Raw genomic sequence first — 15,846 nt, forward strand, 5'->3', positions numbered from 1 at the left:
ATCTTTAGGAGAGCAGGATGAAATTCAGTGAACAATGGCTGCGTGGCTGGGTAAGCCCGCAGGTAAGTCGCGACGAGCTGGTTGCTCGTCTGTCGATGGCCGGCCTTGAGGTCGATAGCGTTACGCCGGCCGCCGGTGTTTTCAGTGGCGTGGTAGTGGGTGAGGTGCTGAGCACCGAGCAACACCCGGACGCTGACAAGTTGCGTGTGTGCCAGGTCAGCAACGGCGCGGAAACCTTCCAGGTCGTGTGCGGAGCGCCAAACGTGCGCCCGGGCCTGAAAATCCCGTTCGCCATGATCGGTGCCGAGCTGCCAGGCGACTTCAAGATCAAGAAGGCCAAGCTGCGTGGCGTTGAGTCCAACGGCATGCTGTGCTCCCAGGCGGAGCTGCAGGTCGGTGAAGGCAACGATGGCCTGATGGAACTGCCGGCCGACGCGCCAGTGGGCCAGGACATCCGTGTCTATCTGGAACTGGAAGATGCCAGCATCGAGGTCGACCTGACCCCGAACCGTGGCGACTGCCTGTCGCTGGCGGGCCTGGCGCGTGAAGTCGGCGCACTGTACGCCGCGACCGTGACCCGCCCGGTGGTTGCAGCGGTACCTGCCGTGCACGACGAAGTGCGTTCGATCGAAGTGCTCGCCCCCAATGCCTGCCCACGTTACCTGGGTCGCGTGATCCGTAACGTCGACCTGTCCAAGCCAACCCCGCTGTGGATGGTTGAGCGCCTGCGCCGTTCCGAAGTGCGCAGCATCGACGCTGCCGTCGATATCACCAACTACGTGATGCTGGAACTGGGCCAACCGCTGCACGCCTTCGATCTCGCCGAAATCAACGGCGGCATCCGCGTGCGCATGGCTGAGGAAGGCGAGAAGCTGGTACTGCTCGACGGCCAGGAAGTCAGCCTGCGTGCCGACACCCTGGTGATCGCTGACCATTCCCGCGCCCTGGCGATTGCCGGCGTGATGGGGGGGGAGCACAGTGGCGTGTCCGCAACCACTCGCGACATCTTTCTCGAAAGCGCTTTCTTCGATCAGATCGCCATCGCTGGCAAGGCCCGTTCCTATGGCCTGCACACCGACGCCTCGCACCGCTACGAGCGTGGCGTGGACTGGCAGCTGGCCCGTGAAGCCATGGAGCGCGCCACTGGCCTGCTGCTGGAAATCACTGGCGGCGAAGCCGGCCCGATCATCGAAACCGTCAGCGAACAGCACCTGCCGTCGGTTGCACCGATCATCCTGCGCGCCAAGGCCGTTGAGCAAATGCTCGGCCTGGTGATCGAGCCGGTTGAAATCGAGCGCCTGCTGTCGGCACTCGGCCTCGGCATCTCGGCCGGTGAAGCAGGGCAGTGGCACGTAGAAGTGCCAAGCCATCGCTTCGATATCAGCCTGGAAGTCGACCTGATCGAAGAACTGGCCCGCCTGTACGGCTACAACCGCCTGCCGGTTCGTTACCCGCAAGCGCGCCTGGCGCCGCAGCCGAAAGCCGAAGCCCGTGCACACCTGCCGGAACTGCGTCGCCTGCTGGTTGCCCGTGGTTATCAGGAAGCGGTGACCTACAGCTTCATCGATCCAAAGCAATTCGAACTGTTCAACCCGGGTGTCGAGCCGCTGTTGCTGGCTAACCCGATCTCCAACGACATGGCCGCCATGCGCTCGTCGCTGTGGCCGGGTCTGGTTAAGGCGCTGTCCCACAACCTGAACCGTCAGCAAGACCGCGTGCGCATGTTCGAAAGCGGCCTGCGTTTCGTCGGTCAGCTGGATGGCCTGAAACAAGAGCCGATGCTGGCTGGCGTGGTTTGCGGCAGCCGTCTGCCGGAAGGCTGGGCACAAGGTCGCGACACCGTCGACTTCTTCGACGTCAAGGCCGATGTGGAAGCGGTGCTGGGCTTTGCTGGTGCGCTGGATGCCTTCACTTTCACCCCTGGCAAACACCCGGCGTTGCACCCGGGCCAGACCGCCCGTATCGAACGTGAAGGTCGCCTGGTGGGCTTCGTTGGCGCGATTCACCCGGAACTGTCGAAAACCTTGGGGCTGGACCGTCCAGTCTTCGTTTTTGAGCTAGTCTTGGCTGAAGTGGCCTCGGGCAAAATGCCTAAATTCAGCGAGTTGTCGCGTTTCCCTGAAGTACGACGTGATCTGGCGCTGATTGCCGATCAAGGTGTTGCGGCCAGTGCTGTTCTGGACGTAATCCGTGAAAATGCAGGGGAATGGCTGACAGACCTCAGGCTATTTGACGTCTATCAGGGTAAAGGCATTGATCCGCATAGAAAAAGCCTTGCAGTTGGCTTGACCTGGCAGCATCCATCGCGCACTCTTAATGACGATGAGGTGAATACGACGACGCAAAATATCCTCACCTCGCTCGAACAAAGGTTGAACGCCACGTTAAGGAAGTGACGTATGGGGGCTTTGACGAAAGCTGAGATGGCGGAACGTCTGTATGAAGAGCTGGGCCTGAACAAGCGCGAGGCCAAGGAATTGGTCGAGCTGTTCTTTGAAGAAATCAGGCACGCACTTGAAGACAACGAACAGGTCAAATTGTCCGGTTTCGGCAATTTTGACCTGCGGGACAAACGCCAGCGGCCTGGCCGCAATCCAAAAACGGGAGAAGAAATCCCGATCACGGCTCGCCGTGTGGTCACCTTTCGTCCAGGGCAGAAGTTGAAGGCCCGAGTTGAGGCTTATGCTGGAACCAAGTCATAACGACGAACTGCCCGTCATCCCAGGCAAACGCTACTTCACCATTGGTGAAGTCAGCGAGCTTTGTGCGGTAAAGCCGCACGTGCTGCGCTATTGGGAGCAGGAGTTTCCTCAACTCAACCCCGTCAAACGCACCGGGAACCGTCGGTATTATCAGCGCCAGGATGTGCTGATGATCCGACAGATCCGTGCGTTGCTGTACGACCAGGGGTTCACCATCAGCGGCGCGCGCCAGCGTATGTCCGGTGATGAAGCCAAAGACGACACCACCCAATACAAGCAAATGATCCGCCAGATGATCTCCGAACTCGAAGATGTGCTGGTGGTTTTGAAGAAGTAATTCCGGCTTTTAAAATACTTCCACATTTCAAAAGCTTGCGGTATATTCCTGATCGCTTCGTTGCGAAGCGAACCCAGTAACACGCCTAGTCGGGGCGTAGCGCAGTCCGGTAGCGCACTAGCATGGGGTGCTAGGGGTCGAGTGTTCGAATCACTCCGTCCCGACCATATAATTTAAAAAGGCCGCGAGATTTATCTCGCGGCCTTTTTTATTTCCCTGCATTCCCAAAAAACACCAACGCCCGCACCTCGATACTCCTCCTTGGCGGTGCATCCACCGGCGTAGTCGGGTCATCAAACGCCGTATGTGCGCTGCGCCTTGCAACATCGCTACGCGAGTCATGGATCTTCAACAGCAGCACTTCATCCGGCCGCAACTGCGGGTAGTAATACCAGCGATGTGCGGGATTGGCCTTGACCGAAAAAGTCTCGCCAACCTTGTCCCGATACACCAGGTCGCTGGGCAGCAAGTCGCTCTCGGCCATGCTTTGCGCATCGCACAGGGCGAGTGGGGTACTCAGGACCGGCGCACCAATCGGCCGCCAGACGTTAATAATCGCAAACCGTTCCAGCAGCCGCTGTTCAGCCTCATCCGCAGGCAAATGATCACGTACCCTGCGAATTGCCGAGCGCTCGGTCTGGTCGTTATGCACGTACCGCACCGGCTCACGCAGCCCGCGGTCCTCGCGTCCAGGCTCGTCCACCCGGATGGTGTGGTCGAAGATCACCACTTTCACCGCACCGGTCTGTTGCTTGAGCAAGGCTTCGGTTTCCGGATAGTAGTGTTCACGGACCTGATCATCGTTTTCCAGGTCAGGCACCGAGCTGGTGTGGTCGATTCTTTCGAAACCGTTGCGATCCAGACAAGCCGGTTCGTCGAGCAACCGGGCGTTGTGAATACTCACTTGGGTGGGGTCCAGCACGCCGTTGCGCTTGGGTGTGCCGTCTGGCTGCGGGAAGGTGTAGTTCACCGGTCGCTCGCCGGTGTCCAGCAGGTAGTTGAGTTCGCCGATGACCGATGGCGGGGCGAGATGAGTCTGATGAGTTCCCATGAACAATCCTCCAGGCGTGAGGCGGTTTTCAGAAGGGTTCCTTGAAGGGCCGCAGGTCCAGTTCCTGGGTCTGCAACTTGTCCGGGCTCCTGCCGCTGACTGCCACCTGCAAACCCTCCCGCGCGAAGCGTCGCGCCAGCGCCGCTCCCAGGCCGGCCACGGCACCCACACCGGCAATCCACACCACAGGCTCGGATCGAGACTCAGACATTAGCCACTTCCTCAATGAGATACGTGGCTAACAATTTACCCATCGCCGGGCGTGAGGAATAAGAACATCGACAGCTAAGGTTATGCGCTGACTCAATAGCGCATTTCCACCGCCACATAAGCCCCAATCCCATCCCCTGGATACAACGACGCCGTATCCTGCCCCTTCGCGTCATACAACGGCTGCACCGCTGTCACGTATTTCTGATTGGTCAGGTTCTTCAAATCCAGCGACACCTTCCAGTCCTTGCTCGGCGTTTCATACCCCACGTTCGCCCCGAAGATTGTGTAGGAGGGCGCATAGAAGCTGTTCGCATAGTCCACCGCCGTACGCGAAGCCGATTGCACATTCACCCCGGTATAGAAGCCCGCCGGGTGCTGATACTGCACTTCGCCCTGATAGATATGCTTCGGAATCCCCGGCAGTTGGTTGTCGCCGAAGGTCGGGTCGTGGCGGTAGTAGAAGTCGTTATAGGTGTACACCTGGCGCAGGGTGATTTTTTCACCCGAGGTGTTTTCCCACAGGCGTGTATTCAAGCCGGCCTCGATCCCTTGGTGGATCGTCGGCGTGGCGTTGAATGCACCGGTGACCGCAGCAGCCGTGGAGGTGGCCGGGATGATCTGCACGTTGAGCAATTCATTTTTCACCCACGAGCGGTAGAGCGCCAGGCTGCCGTCGAAGATGCCCGACGAACCCTTGATCCCGACTTCCACGGTATTGGCTTTCTGTTCCACCAGCGGCCGTACGTACGGCGTGGTCGGCCCGGAGCCGGAGTATTCCCACGACGCCGGTGGGTCGACGGAGCGGCTGACGTTGGCAAACACTTGCAGTTGTGGGTTGAACTCGTAACGCACGCCCACTCGCGGTGCCAGGCTCCAGTTGTCGTAGGTCACATCGCTCGGGTAGGTGGTGGTGTTGGCCACCAGGGCTTCCTTGACGTCGGCATGGCGGCGCACGTTGATCGCCGAGACGCCACTGGTCAGCCACAGGCCGTCCACCAGTTCCAGGTCGTTGCCCACGGAGAACACGTGATCGAACGAGGAGCTGTAGTCGACGAACTTGCTCGTCTGTTTGTTGGCGAAGGTGGAGTCGACCTGGCCCTTGAGGTGCTCGGTGGAGGTGAAGGCCAGGCTGGAGCGGCTTTCGTGGCCGAACAGGGTGTCGCGGCGGTCGTAGTTGATCACCGCGCTCAGGTCATGCCAGTCCCAGTAGCTGGGGTTGCTCGGGCTGTTCGGGCTGTTGTTGTGGGCGTACTGGTAGTAGACGAAACCCACCGACAGGGTGGCGTCGTCCTCAAAGGTGTAGGTGGTCTTGCTGCCCAGCCATACGCTGCCGGGGCGACGGCTGCCGGCGCCGCTGCTTTCGGCGGTGGCACTGGCACGGTCGGAATGGTGCTTGACCGCATCCAGGGTGGTGGCGCTCGGGTCGTTGTGGAACTCGTCGCGGTAACGCAGCATCACCCGGGTTTCGAGTTGCGGGCTGAAGCGGTAGCCAAAGTTGGCCACCACGCCCTGGCTCTTCGACAGGCTGTAGTCGCGGTAACCGTCGCTGCGGTAGTTGTCGGCATTCAGGTAGTAATCGAACGCACCCTCGACGCCGCCGACACTCAGGCTTTGCTTGTTGTAGCCGTAGCTCCCGGTTTCCGCTCGCACCCGCAGCCCGGGTGCGGTGTAACCGGTCTGGTTGACGAAGTTGATGGCGCCGCCAAGGCTCAGTGCGCCGTACTGGAAGGCGTTGGCACCCCGCAGGATCTCGGTGTAGTTCACCCCCGAGCCGTTGAGGAATTCGTAGGGTGTGCCGCCCGGGCCGGTGATCGGCAGGCCGTCGAACAGGAACTTGATGCCCTCACGGAAATACCCCGGCGAGGTGTTGGCGCCCGAGCCACGAATGGAGATCTTGGCCGCGTCGTTGCCGCCGGTGGACTGCACGAACACGCCCGGCTGATAGGCGAGGGTGTCCTGCAAGGTGGCGGTGCGTCCCTTGGCCACTTGTTCGCTGTCGACTACGCTGGTGCCGCCTGGCACTTCGGACAGCTGACTTTTGGCTGCCTCAACGGGCGTGATTTTTTGTGCCTCTACTGTCACCGTCTTTAGCCGTGTTCCGGTCGTCGGTGTGACCTCATCATCTGCCTGCACACTGGCGGAAAAAACCAGGGCTGAGCCCAGCCCCACCATCGCCAGCCAAGTTGCTTGCCGCACGGCAAGTGTCAACTTTTGCAACTCTCCCCGAAAGATTGGATCCATTAAGCGTGTTCCTTGTGAATAGATAAAAGAGCCCCAGCTTTCTATTCGAATAGTCATGCCTGTTTCGCTCTGAGCAGTTTCTATGCCAAGACTATTGGCCAAGGAATACGGGCGCTTAGTTAAGGTTAAGTGTTCTGCGGGATACTTTGTTTTGAATCGGTGTTTGATTCTCAACAGTCAACTTTAATGCCTGGGATTGCCGCAGCTGTCTCGAACGCAACAGTTGATAAGCAGTGTGTAAGGCTACCAACAATCTCGGGGTGTATAACGGGTATAACCATATAAGTGTTTGGCAGTGTTTGCCCCGTTTTACAAGGGTTTTGCGCCGGTTTCATGGTCAATATGGCGTTTCTTGAAGACTGGCATGCTCACTGCATTACATCCCGTAATTGCAAACTTTCAGTGTTCATCGAGTTCCTCTAAGGAAGTGTCATTGACAACCATCCTGAAACTTTCGGCGGTTATTTCACTGTGCCTGGCAGTCAATGCCTGCTCACCGGCTGCGGCACCGAAACATGAAACGTCTGCGGCTGATGGCACGGTCACCAACGGTGTAGTGACTTATTCGGCGACGGACTTTCATGAGTCGTCACCGGGGCGCAGTGGCGGAACTTTGCGCGTCTCAGCCGCCTCCGACGCCGGCAGTTTCGATGTTCACGCACTGTCTAACGGCAACATCCAGTGGATGGGCCGGATTCTCTTCGATTGCCTGGTGTACCAGGACGAGCAGGGCAATATCAGCCCGTGGCTGGCCCGCTCCTGGGACATCTCCGACGACGGCAAGACCTACACCTTTCACCTGCGCGACGACGTGACCTTCAGCGACGGCGAGAAATTCAATGCCCAGGCGCTGCAAACCAACCTGGACCACATGCGCGACCCGGCGACCAAGTCCCCACTGGCCGCGGCCTATATCGCGCCGTACCTGGATGGCAAGGTCATCGACGACTACACCTTCGAAGCCCATTTGCGCGAACCCTATACGCCGTTCCTGGATGTGCTGGCGCAGTCCTGGCTGAGCATGATCTCCCCCAGGCAGATTCGCGAGGCGCCGAAGACCATCGCCGAGCACCCCATCGGCAGCGGGCCGTTTACGTTGCAGAGCTACACCCGTGACCAGGGCGCGGTGTTCATCAAGCGCCCCGGCTATAACTGGGCGCCACCGGTGACGCGCCACGCGGGCGAAGCCTACCTGGACCGTATCGAACTGAGCTACGTCCCCGAAGCCATGATCCGCTTCACGGCGCTAGAGTCCGGCCAGTCGGATTTCGCGCTTGATGCACCGGCCCAGAATGCCGCCGCCATCCGCGCCAACCCCGACCTGGTGATGCGCAGCCGGATTCGCAAGGGCAACCCGAGCCGTGGCATCGTGTTCAACGTCGAGCAGGCGCCATTCGACGACGTGCGAGTACGTCGCGCCGTGGCCAAAGCCGTCGACCGCGAAGGATTGGCGTGGATTTCCGGCTTCGGCGAATACATCGCCAAAGCCGATTTCCTGGCGGCGAATACCCGGTTTTATCAACCCAACAAAGAGGCCCTGGCCTACGACGTCAAGGCGGCCAATACCTTGCTCGATGATGCCGGTTGGACAGGGCGCGACGCCCAGGGCTATCGGACCAAGGCCGGGCAGCGCCTGAAGGCGACCTTGTTGGCCTATAGCAGCCCGGCCTTTCCCGGCAGCGTTTCGGTGGCCATCCAGGCCGACCTGAAAAAAGTCGGCTTTGAGATGACCGTCGAGATGCTGCCGCTGACCCGGGTGATCGAGAGGCGCTATGCCGGTAAGTTCCAGGCGATGGCGGACGGTTACTGGCACACCAACACACCCGACGGCATGTTCGTGCTTTATCACAGCGAGTCCATCAGCACCGATAAAAGGATCGGCCAGAACGTTGGACGCTTCCGTGATGCCGAACTGGATCGCGTGCTCAGCGCCGCTCGCCAATCCCGCGATCCGGTTGAGTTGCAGGCGCTCTATGGCGAGGCACAAAAGCGCCTGACCGAAACCGTGCCGTCGGTGCCTTCGGTGGAAGCCCAGGTACTCACCGCCTATGGTCGACAAGTCCAGGGCGTGATTTTCGATACCTCCCACAACGTACCGTTCTTCACCAGCATCTGGCTGGACCGGGGGCAACCATGAGCCTGTTCAAATCCATCGCCTGGCGCCTGCTGGCGGGCATTGGCGTGCTGTGGGGCGCGGCGACGCTGACGTTCCTCGCGGTCAATTTCAGCGGCGGTGACACGGCGCTGGCAATCCTCGGCGGGCCGGATTCGATGCCCACCCCGGAGCTGCTGGCCCGGGTGCGTGCCGAGTACGGCCTGGACCAACCCCTGATAGTGCAATACGGCAATTACCTGGTGCGCCTGGCCCATGGCGACCTGGGCGAGTCCTATCGCTTGCGCATCCCGGTGCAGCAGGCGATTGCCGAGCAGATCGGTGCAACCATTCAACTGTCCCTGAGCGCGGCGTTGCTGGCGGTGGTATTGGCCCTGGTGTGCGCGATCCTCACCGCCAACCGTTCGCGTTGGGTGCGTTCAGCCGTTTCAGGCAGCGAGCTGGTGCTGTCTTCAGCACCTTCGTTTGTGATCGGGATGCTGTTGTTGCTGGTGTTTTCGTTTCATTGGCACTGGTTGCCGCCCTCCGGTTCCGTTGGCTGGCGCTCATTGATCCTGCCCTCGATCGCGCTGGCGTTGCCGGTGGCGGCAGTGCTGACCCAGCTGCTGCGCCAGTCCCTGGAAGACACCCTCGAACAACCCTTTATTGCCATGGCCCGTGCCCGTGGCTTGTCCGAAACCGCTGTGCGCCTGCGTCATGCCTTGCGCCATGCGCTGGTGCCGTTGGTGACCCTGGCCGGGTTCGTGTTCGCCAGCCTGCTGGGCGGCGCGGTGGTGGTGGAATTGCTGTTTGCACGCCAGGGCATCGGGCGCTTGATGCTCGATGCCACCAGCAACAAAGACGTGCCGGTGGTGCTGGGCGTGACCTTGCTGGCCGCCACCGTCTATGTGCTGGTGAACCTGGCCGTCGATTTGATCAACCGCTGGATTGACCCTCGGGCCAACCAAGCGTGAGTGCCTTTGAAGAAGGAAAAACCATGAGTGCTTCGATCCCCGCTGAAGTGAGTTATGCCGACTTGCACCAGCGTTTCGCTGACGTATTTGCCCGGATAGCCGACACCGCCGTCGCCCGCGAGCAGCAACGCGAGCTGGCCCATGACGCGGTGGCATGGCTGCGCGAGGCCGGCTTTGGCGCACTGCGTGTGCCGCAGGCCTTGGGCGGCCTGGGTGCAAGCCTGCCGCAGCTGTTTCGCCTGTTGATTGAGCTGGGAGAGGCCGATTCAAACCTGCCGCAGATTGTGCGCGCGCATTTCGGGTTTGTTGAAGGCCGGCTTTCCAGTCGCGACAGCGCTTCCCAGGATTACTGGTTCGCCAAAGTCGTCGACGGCGAGTTGTGGGGCGCCGCCATGGCCGAACGCACCGACACCACCCGCAACTCGGTGACCCTCAGCGCGGTCGATTCCGGCTGGCAGCTGGACGGTGAAAAGTACTACTGCACCGGCACGCTGTACGCCAACTGGATCGCCGCCGTGGCCCTGGATGGCGAAGATTTTGTCAGCCTGGCGGTACGCACCGACGCGCCGGGTGTCACCGTCGAGGATGACTGGGACGGCTTTGGCCAGCGACTCACCGGCAGCGGCACCACCCGCTTCAAGGCGGTGAACGTACCGGAGCAGCACATTGTGCGGCGCTTCAAGAAAGACGAACTGCGCGCCGAGTCCTACCTGAGCGCTTTCTACCAGCTGTTCCACCTGGCGACCCTGGCCGGCATCGCCAACGCCGTGCTGCGTGACGCCACCGAATTCGTCAAGGGCCGCACCCGCGCGTTTGGTGTGCCGGGGCAATCGAGCCCCAAGGATGACCCGCTGGTGCAGCGCGTGATCGGCCGCTTGTCGAGCCTGGCCTATGCCGCACGCACCCAGGTGCTGGCCGTCGCCGAGGTGCTGCAGGACGTGCACGAAGCGGAGCAGGGCGGGCACGCAACCGAACAGCATTACACCGAGGCCGAGATTCGCGCTTTTCAGGCGCAACAGATCGTGCTGGAACAGGTACTGGAAGCCACCACGCTGCTGTTCGAAGTCGGCGGCGCCTCCGCCACCAGCGAGTCGCGTCGCTTCGACCGGCATTGGCGCAACGCGCGAACCCTGGCCTCCCACAACCCGGCGATCTTTCGCGAACGGGCACTGGGCAACTACTACCTCAATGACGTCACCCCGAACGCCGCCTGGCGCAGCCTGCAAGCCGCCGACGCCGAGCAGCAGGCCGCCCGCGACGAAGCGAGTGCGGTATGAGCCATCAACCCTTGAAGAAAAAAGGATCACCCATGCGTTACCGCCAACTGGGCAACAGCGACATCCAAGTCAGCGTGCTGGGCCTCGGCACCATGACCTGGGGCCACCAGAACACCGAAAACGATGCCCATCAACAGATCGACCTGGCACTGGCCGAAGGTATCAATTTCATCGACACCGCCGAGATGTACCCCACGCCCACCAAGGCCGAAACCTGGCGCACCACCGAGCGTTACATCGGCAGCTGGCTGGCGGCCAGTGGTCGACGTGACGAGGTGATCCTGGCGAGCAAAATCGCCGGGCCGGCCCGTGACCCCAGCAGCCAGCAACACATTCGCGACGGCCTCAGCCACCACGACCGGCGCAACATCGTCGAAGCCCTCGACGGCAGCCTCAAACGCCTGAACACCGACTACCTCGACCTGTACCAACTGCACTGGCCCGACCGCACCACCAACATCTTCGGCCAGCGCGAATACCCGTATCAGGCAGACACCCAGAGCGTCGCCATCGAGGAAACCCTGGCGGTGCTGGCCGATCAGGTCAAGGCTGGCAAGGTGCGCCACATCGGGGTTTCCAATGAAACCCCGTGGGGCGTCGCCGAGTTTCTCAAGCAAAGCGAACGCCTCGGCCTGCCGCGCATTGCCAGCGTGCAAAACCCCTACAGCCTGCTTAACCGCCTGTACGAAGGCGGCCTCTCGGAGTTCACCCATCGCGAAGGCGTCGGGCTGCTGGCGTACTCGCCGCTGGCCTTCGGTGCGCTCACCGGCAAGTACCTCGGCGGCGCACGGCCCGAGGGCTCGCGGCTGTCGGCGGTGTACCGCACTTTCAATCGCTACGACAGTGCCTCGGCCCAGGAGGCCATCACCGGCTACGTGGAGATTGCCCGGCAACATGGCCTCACCCCGGCCCAACTGGCCCTGGCCTTCATCATCGACAAACCCTTCGTCACCAGCGCACTGACCGGGCAAACCAGCCTGGCGCAATTGCGCGACAACCTCGGCGCGCTGGACGTGACTCTTGGCGATGAGATCAAGGCGCAGATCCAGGCCATCCACCAGCGCATCCCCAACCCCGCGCCCTAGCACCAGGAGCCTGGCATGACGCAAACCATTGAAACGTTGATCGGCAATCGCCCGTTGCGTCTTGTCGGGTTTACCCAACTGCGGCCGGGTCTGTTGCTCGCCGGGGTATTTGTCGGGCTGTTGCTGTTGGCCGCCGTTGTTCCGCAATGGCTGGCCCCGTATGACCCGTTGGAGGCGTCGGCGCGCATGGCGTTCCAGGCGCCGAGCAATGTGCATTGGCTGGGCACTGATGAGAACGGGCGCGATGTGCTCAGCCGATTGATTTATGGCGTGCGTTCGTCGCTGTTCATGGGCCTCGCCGCCACTGCGCTGGGACTGGCCTGGGGCACCTTGCTCGGGTTGATCGCCGGGCTCGGTCCGCGTTGGCTGGACGGCGCCTTGATGCGCGGTATCGACGTGCTGCTGTCCTTTCCCGACCTGTTGCTGGCGCTGGTGATCATCACGTTTTTCGGCCAGGGCACGGCCAATCTGATTCTCGCGATAGGCATCGCTGGCGTGCCGCGTTATGCGCGCCTGGTGCGGGCGCAAACCCTCAGCGTACGCAATGCCGGCTACGTCGAATCCGCCGTCACCCTCGGCCAATCGCAACTGGCGGTGGTGCTGCGGCACATCCTGCCGAATGCGTTCAAGCCAGTGTTGATCCTCGCCACCATCGGCATCGGCGGCGCGATCACTGCCGGTGCCGCCTTGAGTTTTCTCGGCTTCGGCGCACCGCCGCCTGCGCCGGAGTGGGGCGGGATGATGTCCATCGGGCGCAGCTTCCTGGCCAATGCGCCGTGGCTGGTGGCCTGGCCCGCCCTGATCATCACCCTGACCGTTGTTTCCATCAGTGCCATCGGCCGCGAACTCTTGCGCCGCAGCGAAGGAAAGCCTCTATGACGATGAACATCCATACCCTCGGCCCGTTGGTCGATATCCGCGACCTCACAGTACGTTTCGGCCAGGCCGAGCCAGTGTTGCACGGTGTCAGTCTGCAGTTGAACCGGGGCGAATGCCTCGCGCTGGTGGGGGAGTCGGGGTCCGGCAAAAGCGTCACCGCCCGCACCCTGGCTGGCCTCACCGGCAAGGACGCCCATGTCCAGGCTGCCAAGCTGGCCTTCCAGGGCGTCGACCTGCGCCAGCTCAACGAGCGGGCCTGGCAGCAACTGCGCGGCGCGAGCATCGGCTTTGTGATGCAGGACGCGTTGGGCGCGCTGGACCCGCTGCGCCGCGTCGGTGCCGAGATCGAAGAACCGTTGCACCTGCACACCGCATTGGGCCTGGAAGCGCGCCGCCTGCGGGTGCTGGAACTGCTGCGGGATGTCGGTGTGCCGGAACCGGAACTGCGCGCCAGCCAATACCCCTGGCAACTTTCCGGTGGCTTGCGCCAGCGGGCGCTGATCGCCTCGGCGATTGCCTGCAATCCGCGGCTGATCATTGCCGATGAACCTACCACGGCACTGGATGCTACGGTGCAGGCCCAGGTCATCGCCCTGCTGGAGAGCCTGCGCGGTGAAGACAATGCACTGCTGATGGTCAGCCACGACCTGTCGGTGGTCTCGCGCCTTGCCGATCGCGTGGCTGTGATGCGCCACGGGGTGATCGTGGAGGAGGGCAGCACCGAACAGGTCCTGCAAGACCCGCGTCATCCGTATACCCAACTGCTGCTGCGGGCCGCCAAGGCCGTGCACTTCCAGCCCACACGCCGACTGCTCACGGCGGTGGAGCCCGAGCCGGCGCCCCAGGGCGAAATACTGCTTGAAGCACGCGAGCTGTCCAAAACCTTTGTCGGCCCCGACGGCAAAACCCGCACTGTGCTGAACCAGGTGTCGCTACAGCTGCGTCGCGGCGAGACGCTGGGGGTGGTGGGCGAATCGGGTTGCGGCAAGACCACCTTGACCCGGCTGATACTCGGCCTGGAAGCCGCCGATGCAGGCGAGGTGTGGATCAATGGCCAGCGCTGGTCCGACCTCGACGCCAGGCAAAAACGCGAAGCCCGGCGTGCGGTGCAAGTGGTGTTCCAGGACCCGCTCAGCTCCTTCGACCCACGCTACACCGTGCAGCGTGTGCTGTTCGAAGCGCTGGTGGTGGCTGGCGTACCGCGTCATGCCCGGCGCGACCGTGCCCTGGAACTGCTGGAACTGGTACGCCTTGATGCCAGCGCCTTGTCGCGCCGGCCGATCGAACTTTCCGGTGGCCAGCGCCAGCGCATCGCGATTGCCCGAGCGTTGGCTTCCGAGCCGCAGATCCTGATCTGCGATGAACCGGTGTCGGCACTCGACGTGTCGGTACAGGCACAGATTCTCGAACTGCTCGACGACCTCAAGCGCCGCCTCGGCCTGGCTTGCCTGTTCATTTCCCATGACCTCGGCGTGATCAACCACGTCAGCGAGCGCGTGCTGGTGATGAAGGCCGGTGAAGTGGTGGAGTCCGGCTCGGTACGCGCGGTGTTCGACCGTCCGGCCCATGCCTATACCCGCGCGCTGATCGATGCGATCCCGACCCTTGAAACCGACTACACGCCGATCCCGTTCTACCTGAATGTCGCGATCTGACGTATTGGAAAACGTATCTACGAAAGGAGTGCTCCTGGTGCCCAAGCAACTGCACGTGAATTTGTTTGAAATGAACTGCGTCAGCCACATCGTCCATGGTTTGTGGGTGCACCCGGACAACAACCGGCACCGTTTCAACGACCTGGACTATTGGACCGAGCTGGCGCAGCTGCTGGAATACGGCACCTTTGATGGCGTGTTCCTGGCCGATGTGATTGGCACCTATGACCGCTTTCGCGACGGCCCCGAGACCTCGCTGCGTGAGGGCATGCAGATTCCCAGCAACGACCCTCTGCTGGTGATTCCGGCGATGGCCGGGGTGACCAAGAACCTGGGTTTCGGCGCGACCTTTTCCACTACCTACGAACCGCCGTTCGCCTTTGCGCGGCGCATGAGTACCCTCGATCACCTGACCAAGGGGCGGGTGGGCTGGAACATCGTCACCTCGTATTTGCCGAATGCGGCGCGCAACTTCGGGCATGACACTGAGGTGGTTCACGATCACCGCTACGAGATCGCCGATGAATACCTCGACGTGCTGTACAAGCTTTGGGAAGGCTCCTGGGACGATGACGCGGTGATTGTCGACCGTGAGCGTCGGATCTACACCGATCCGGACAAGGTGCGCTATATCAACCACGTGGGGGAACACTTCAAGGTTGCCGGCCCACACTTGTGCCAGCCTTCGCGGCAGCGTACGCCGGTGTTGTTTCAGGCTACGGGGTCACCGGCCGGGATCGAGTTTGCCGGGCGGCACGCCGAAGTGGTGTTTACCGGTGGTAATGATGCGCCGGCGGTGCGGGCGAATATCCAGGCGATGCGGCAGAAGGCGGTTGAGCATGATCGCGATCCGGCGGGGTTGAAGTTTATTGTGATGGCGGGGGTGATCGTTGGGCGGACCGATGAGGAGGTGAGTGCCAAGCTCGACAGTTATCGCAAGTTGGTGAGTGTCGAGGCGTCGCTGGCTCACGGGCAGTCGGCGATTGATTTGACGGCGTATCCGCGGGATACGTTGATCAGTGATCTGGTGAGTCGGCAGGTCAAGGGGTGGGAGAGTTTGAGCCGGTACAAGGCGGACTCCACTGTTGGGGCGGTACTGGCGCAGCTGGGTGGGTTTAATCGCGAGCGGTTTTTTGTCGCGGGTACGCCGACGGTGGTGGCGGACGCGATTGAGAAATGGCTGGATGAGGATGGGATCGACGGGATTAACCTGAGGCAGTATTTGTCGTTTGAGACGGCGCGGGACTTTATTGAATTGGTGGTGCCGGAGTTGCGTCGTCGGGGGCGGTTTCGTGAGCGGTACAACGAGGGGGAGACGTTGCGGGAGCGGTTGTTTGGGG

At 61.7% G+C, this 15,846-nt stretch carries 13 protein-coding genes and 1 tRNA gene; 11 read left to right on the plus strand and 3 right to left on the minus strand.

Features of this window, described 5'->3' with window-relative positions; genetic code table 11:
- The first annotated feature begins 17 nt into the window (after window positions 1-17).
- From pheT to HX869_RS08570, 4 genes are all read left to right on the plus strand, one after another.
- Window positions 18-2,396 carry a phenylalanine--tRNA ligase subunit beta gene (pheT, locus tag HX869_RS08555; RefSeq protein WP_003219937.1) on the plus strand — a complete coding sequence of 793 codons (2,379 nt, stop codon included), beginning with the start codon at window positions 18-20 and terminating at the stop codon, window positions 2,394-2,396.
- Between the two features lie 3 nt (window positions 2,397-2,399).
- Window positions 2,400-2,702 carry an integration host factor subunit alpha gene (ihfA, locus tag HX869_RS08560; protein ID WP_002553164.1) on the plus strand — a complete coding sequence of 101 codons (303 nt, stop codon included), beginning with the start codon at window positions 2,400-2,402 and terminating at the stop codon, window positions 2,700-2,702.
- The gene (locus tag HX869_RS08565) at window positions 2,683-3,039 is read left to right on the plus strand and encodes a MerR family transcriptional regulator (protein WP_003219935.1); all 357 of its coding nucleotides are present in this window, start codon (window positions 2,683-2,685) and stop codon (window positions 3,037-3,039) included. Before ihfA ends, HX869_RS08565 begins: the two co-directional genes overlap by 20 nt.
- A 90-nt stretch (window positions 3,040-3,129) precedes the next feature.
- Window positions 3,130-3,206 (plus strand) — tRNA-Pro (locus tag HX869_RS08570).
- A 41-nt stretch (window positions 3,207-3,247) separates the two neighbouring features.
- Here HX869_RS08570 and HX869_RS08575 read toward each other — a convergent pair.
- The 3 genes from HX869_RS08575 to HX869_RS08585 all read right to left on the minus strand — a co-directional run bounded on the left by HX869_RS08575 (window position 3,248) and on the right by HX869_RS08585 (window position 6,544).
- Window positions 3,248-4,090, minus strand: coding sequence for a CmcJ/NvfI family oxidoreductase (locus HX869_RS08575; RefSeq protein ID WP_177123120.1), 843 nt, complete (start codon window positions 4,088-4,090; stop codon window positions 3,248-3,250).
- Window positions 4,091-4,118: 28 nt separating this feature from the next.
- Window positions 4,119-4,301 carry a hypothetical protein gene (locus HX869_RS08580; protein WP_256736756.1) on the minus strand — a complete coding sequence of 61 codons (183 nt, stop codon included), beginning with the start codon at window positions 4,299-4,301 and terminating at the stop codon, window positions 4,119-4,121.
- A 92-nt stretch (window positions 4,302-4,393) separates the two neighbouring features.
- The gene (locus HX869_RS08585) at window positions 4,394-6,544 is read right to left on the minus strand and encodes a TonB-dependent receptor (RefSeq protein WP_178902986.1); all 2,151 of its coding nucleotides are present in this window, start codon (window positions 6,542-6,544) and stop codon (window positions 4,394-4,396) included.
- A gap of 433 nt (window positions 6,545-6,977) precedes the next feature.
- Between HX869_RS08585 and HX869_RS08590 the strand changes: the two genes are divergently transcribed.
- From HX869_RS08590 to HX869_RS08620, 7 genes are all read left to right on the plus strand, one after another.
- Entirely contained in the window at window positions 6,978-8,681 is a 1,704-nt protein-coding gene (locus HX869_RS08590) for an ABC transporter substrate-binding protein (RefSeq protein ID WP_087694255.1), read from the plus strand.
- A complete protein-coding gene (locus HX869_RS08595) occupies window positions 8,678-9,610 on the plus strand; it encodes an ABC transporter permease (protein WP_008431773.1) in 933 nt (310 codons plus the stop codon). Before HX869_RS08590 ends, HX869_RS08595 begins: the two co-directional genes overlap by 4 nt.
- A 23-nt stretch (window positions 9,611-9,633) precedes the next feature.
- Entirely contained in the window at window positions 9,634-10,887 is a 1,254-nt protein-coding gene (locus HX869_RS08600) for an acyl-CoA dehydrogenase family protein (RefSeq protein ID WP_003219924.1), read from the plus strand.
- 32 nt (window positions 10,888-10,919) lie between these two features.
- A complete protein-coding gene (locus HX869_RS08605; RefSeq protein ID WP_177048143.1) occupies window positions 10,920-11,972 on the plus strand; it encodes an NADP(H)-dependent aldo-keto reductase in 1,053 nt (350 codons plus the stop codon).
- A gap of 15 nt (window positions 11,973-11,987) precedes the next feature.
- Window positions 11,988-12,851: an ABC transporter permease gene (locus HX869_RS08610; RefSeq protein WP_003219920.1), complete on the plus strand. Its 864-nt coding sequence runs from the start codon at window positions 11,988-11,990 to the stop codon at window positions 12,849-12,851.
- Window positions 12,848-14,506 (plus strand): ABC transporter ATP-binding protein, encoded by a 1,659-nt coding sequence (locus HX869_RS08615; RefSeq protein ID WP_178902987.1) that lies wholly within the window; start codon window positions 12,848-12,850, stop codon window positions 14,504-14,506. Before HX869_RS08610 ends, HX869_RS08615 begins: the two co-directional genes overlap by 4 nt.
- Before the next feature lie 37 nt (window positions 14,507-14,543).
- Window positions 14,544-15,846 (plus strand): LLM class flavin-dependent oxidoreductase (locus tag HX869_RS08620; RefSeq protein ID WP_178902988.1); only part of this gene is annotated, 1,303 nt, incomplete at its 3' end.

Source organism: Pseudomonas sp. P7779, assembly GCF_013386315.1.
Taxonomy (GTDB): Bacteria; Pseudomonadota; Gammaproteobacteria; order Pseudomonadales; family Pseudomonadaceae; genus Aquipseudomonas.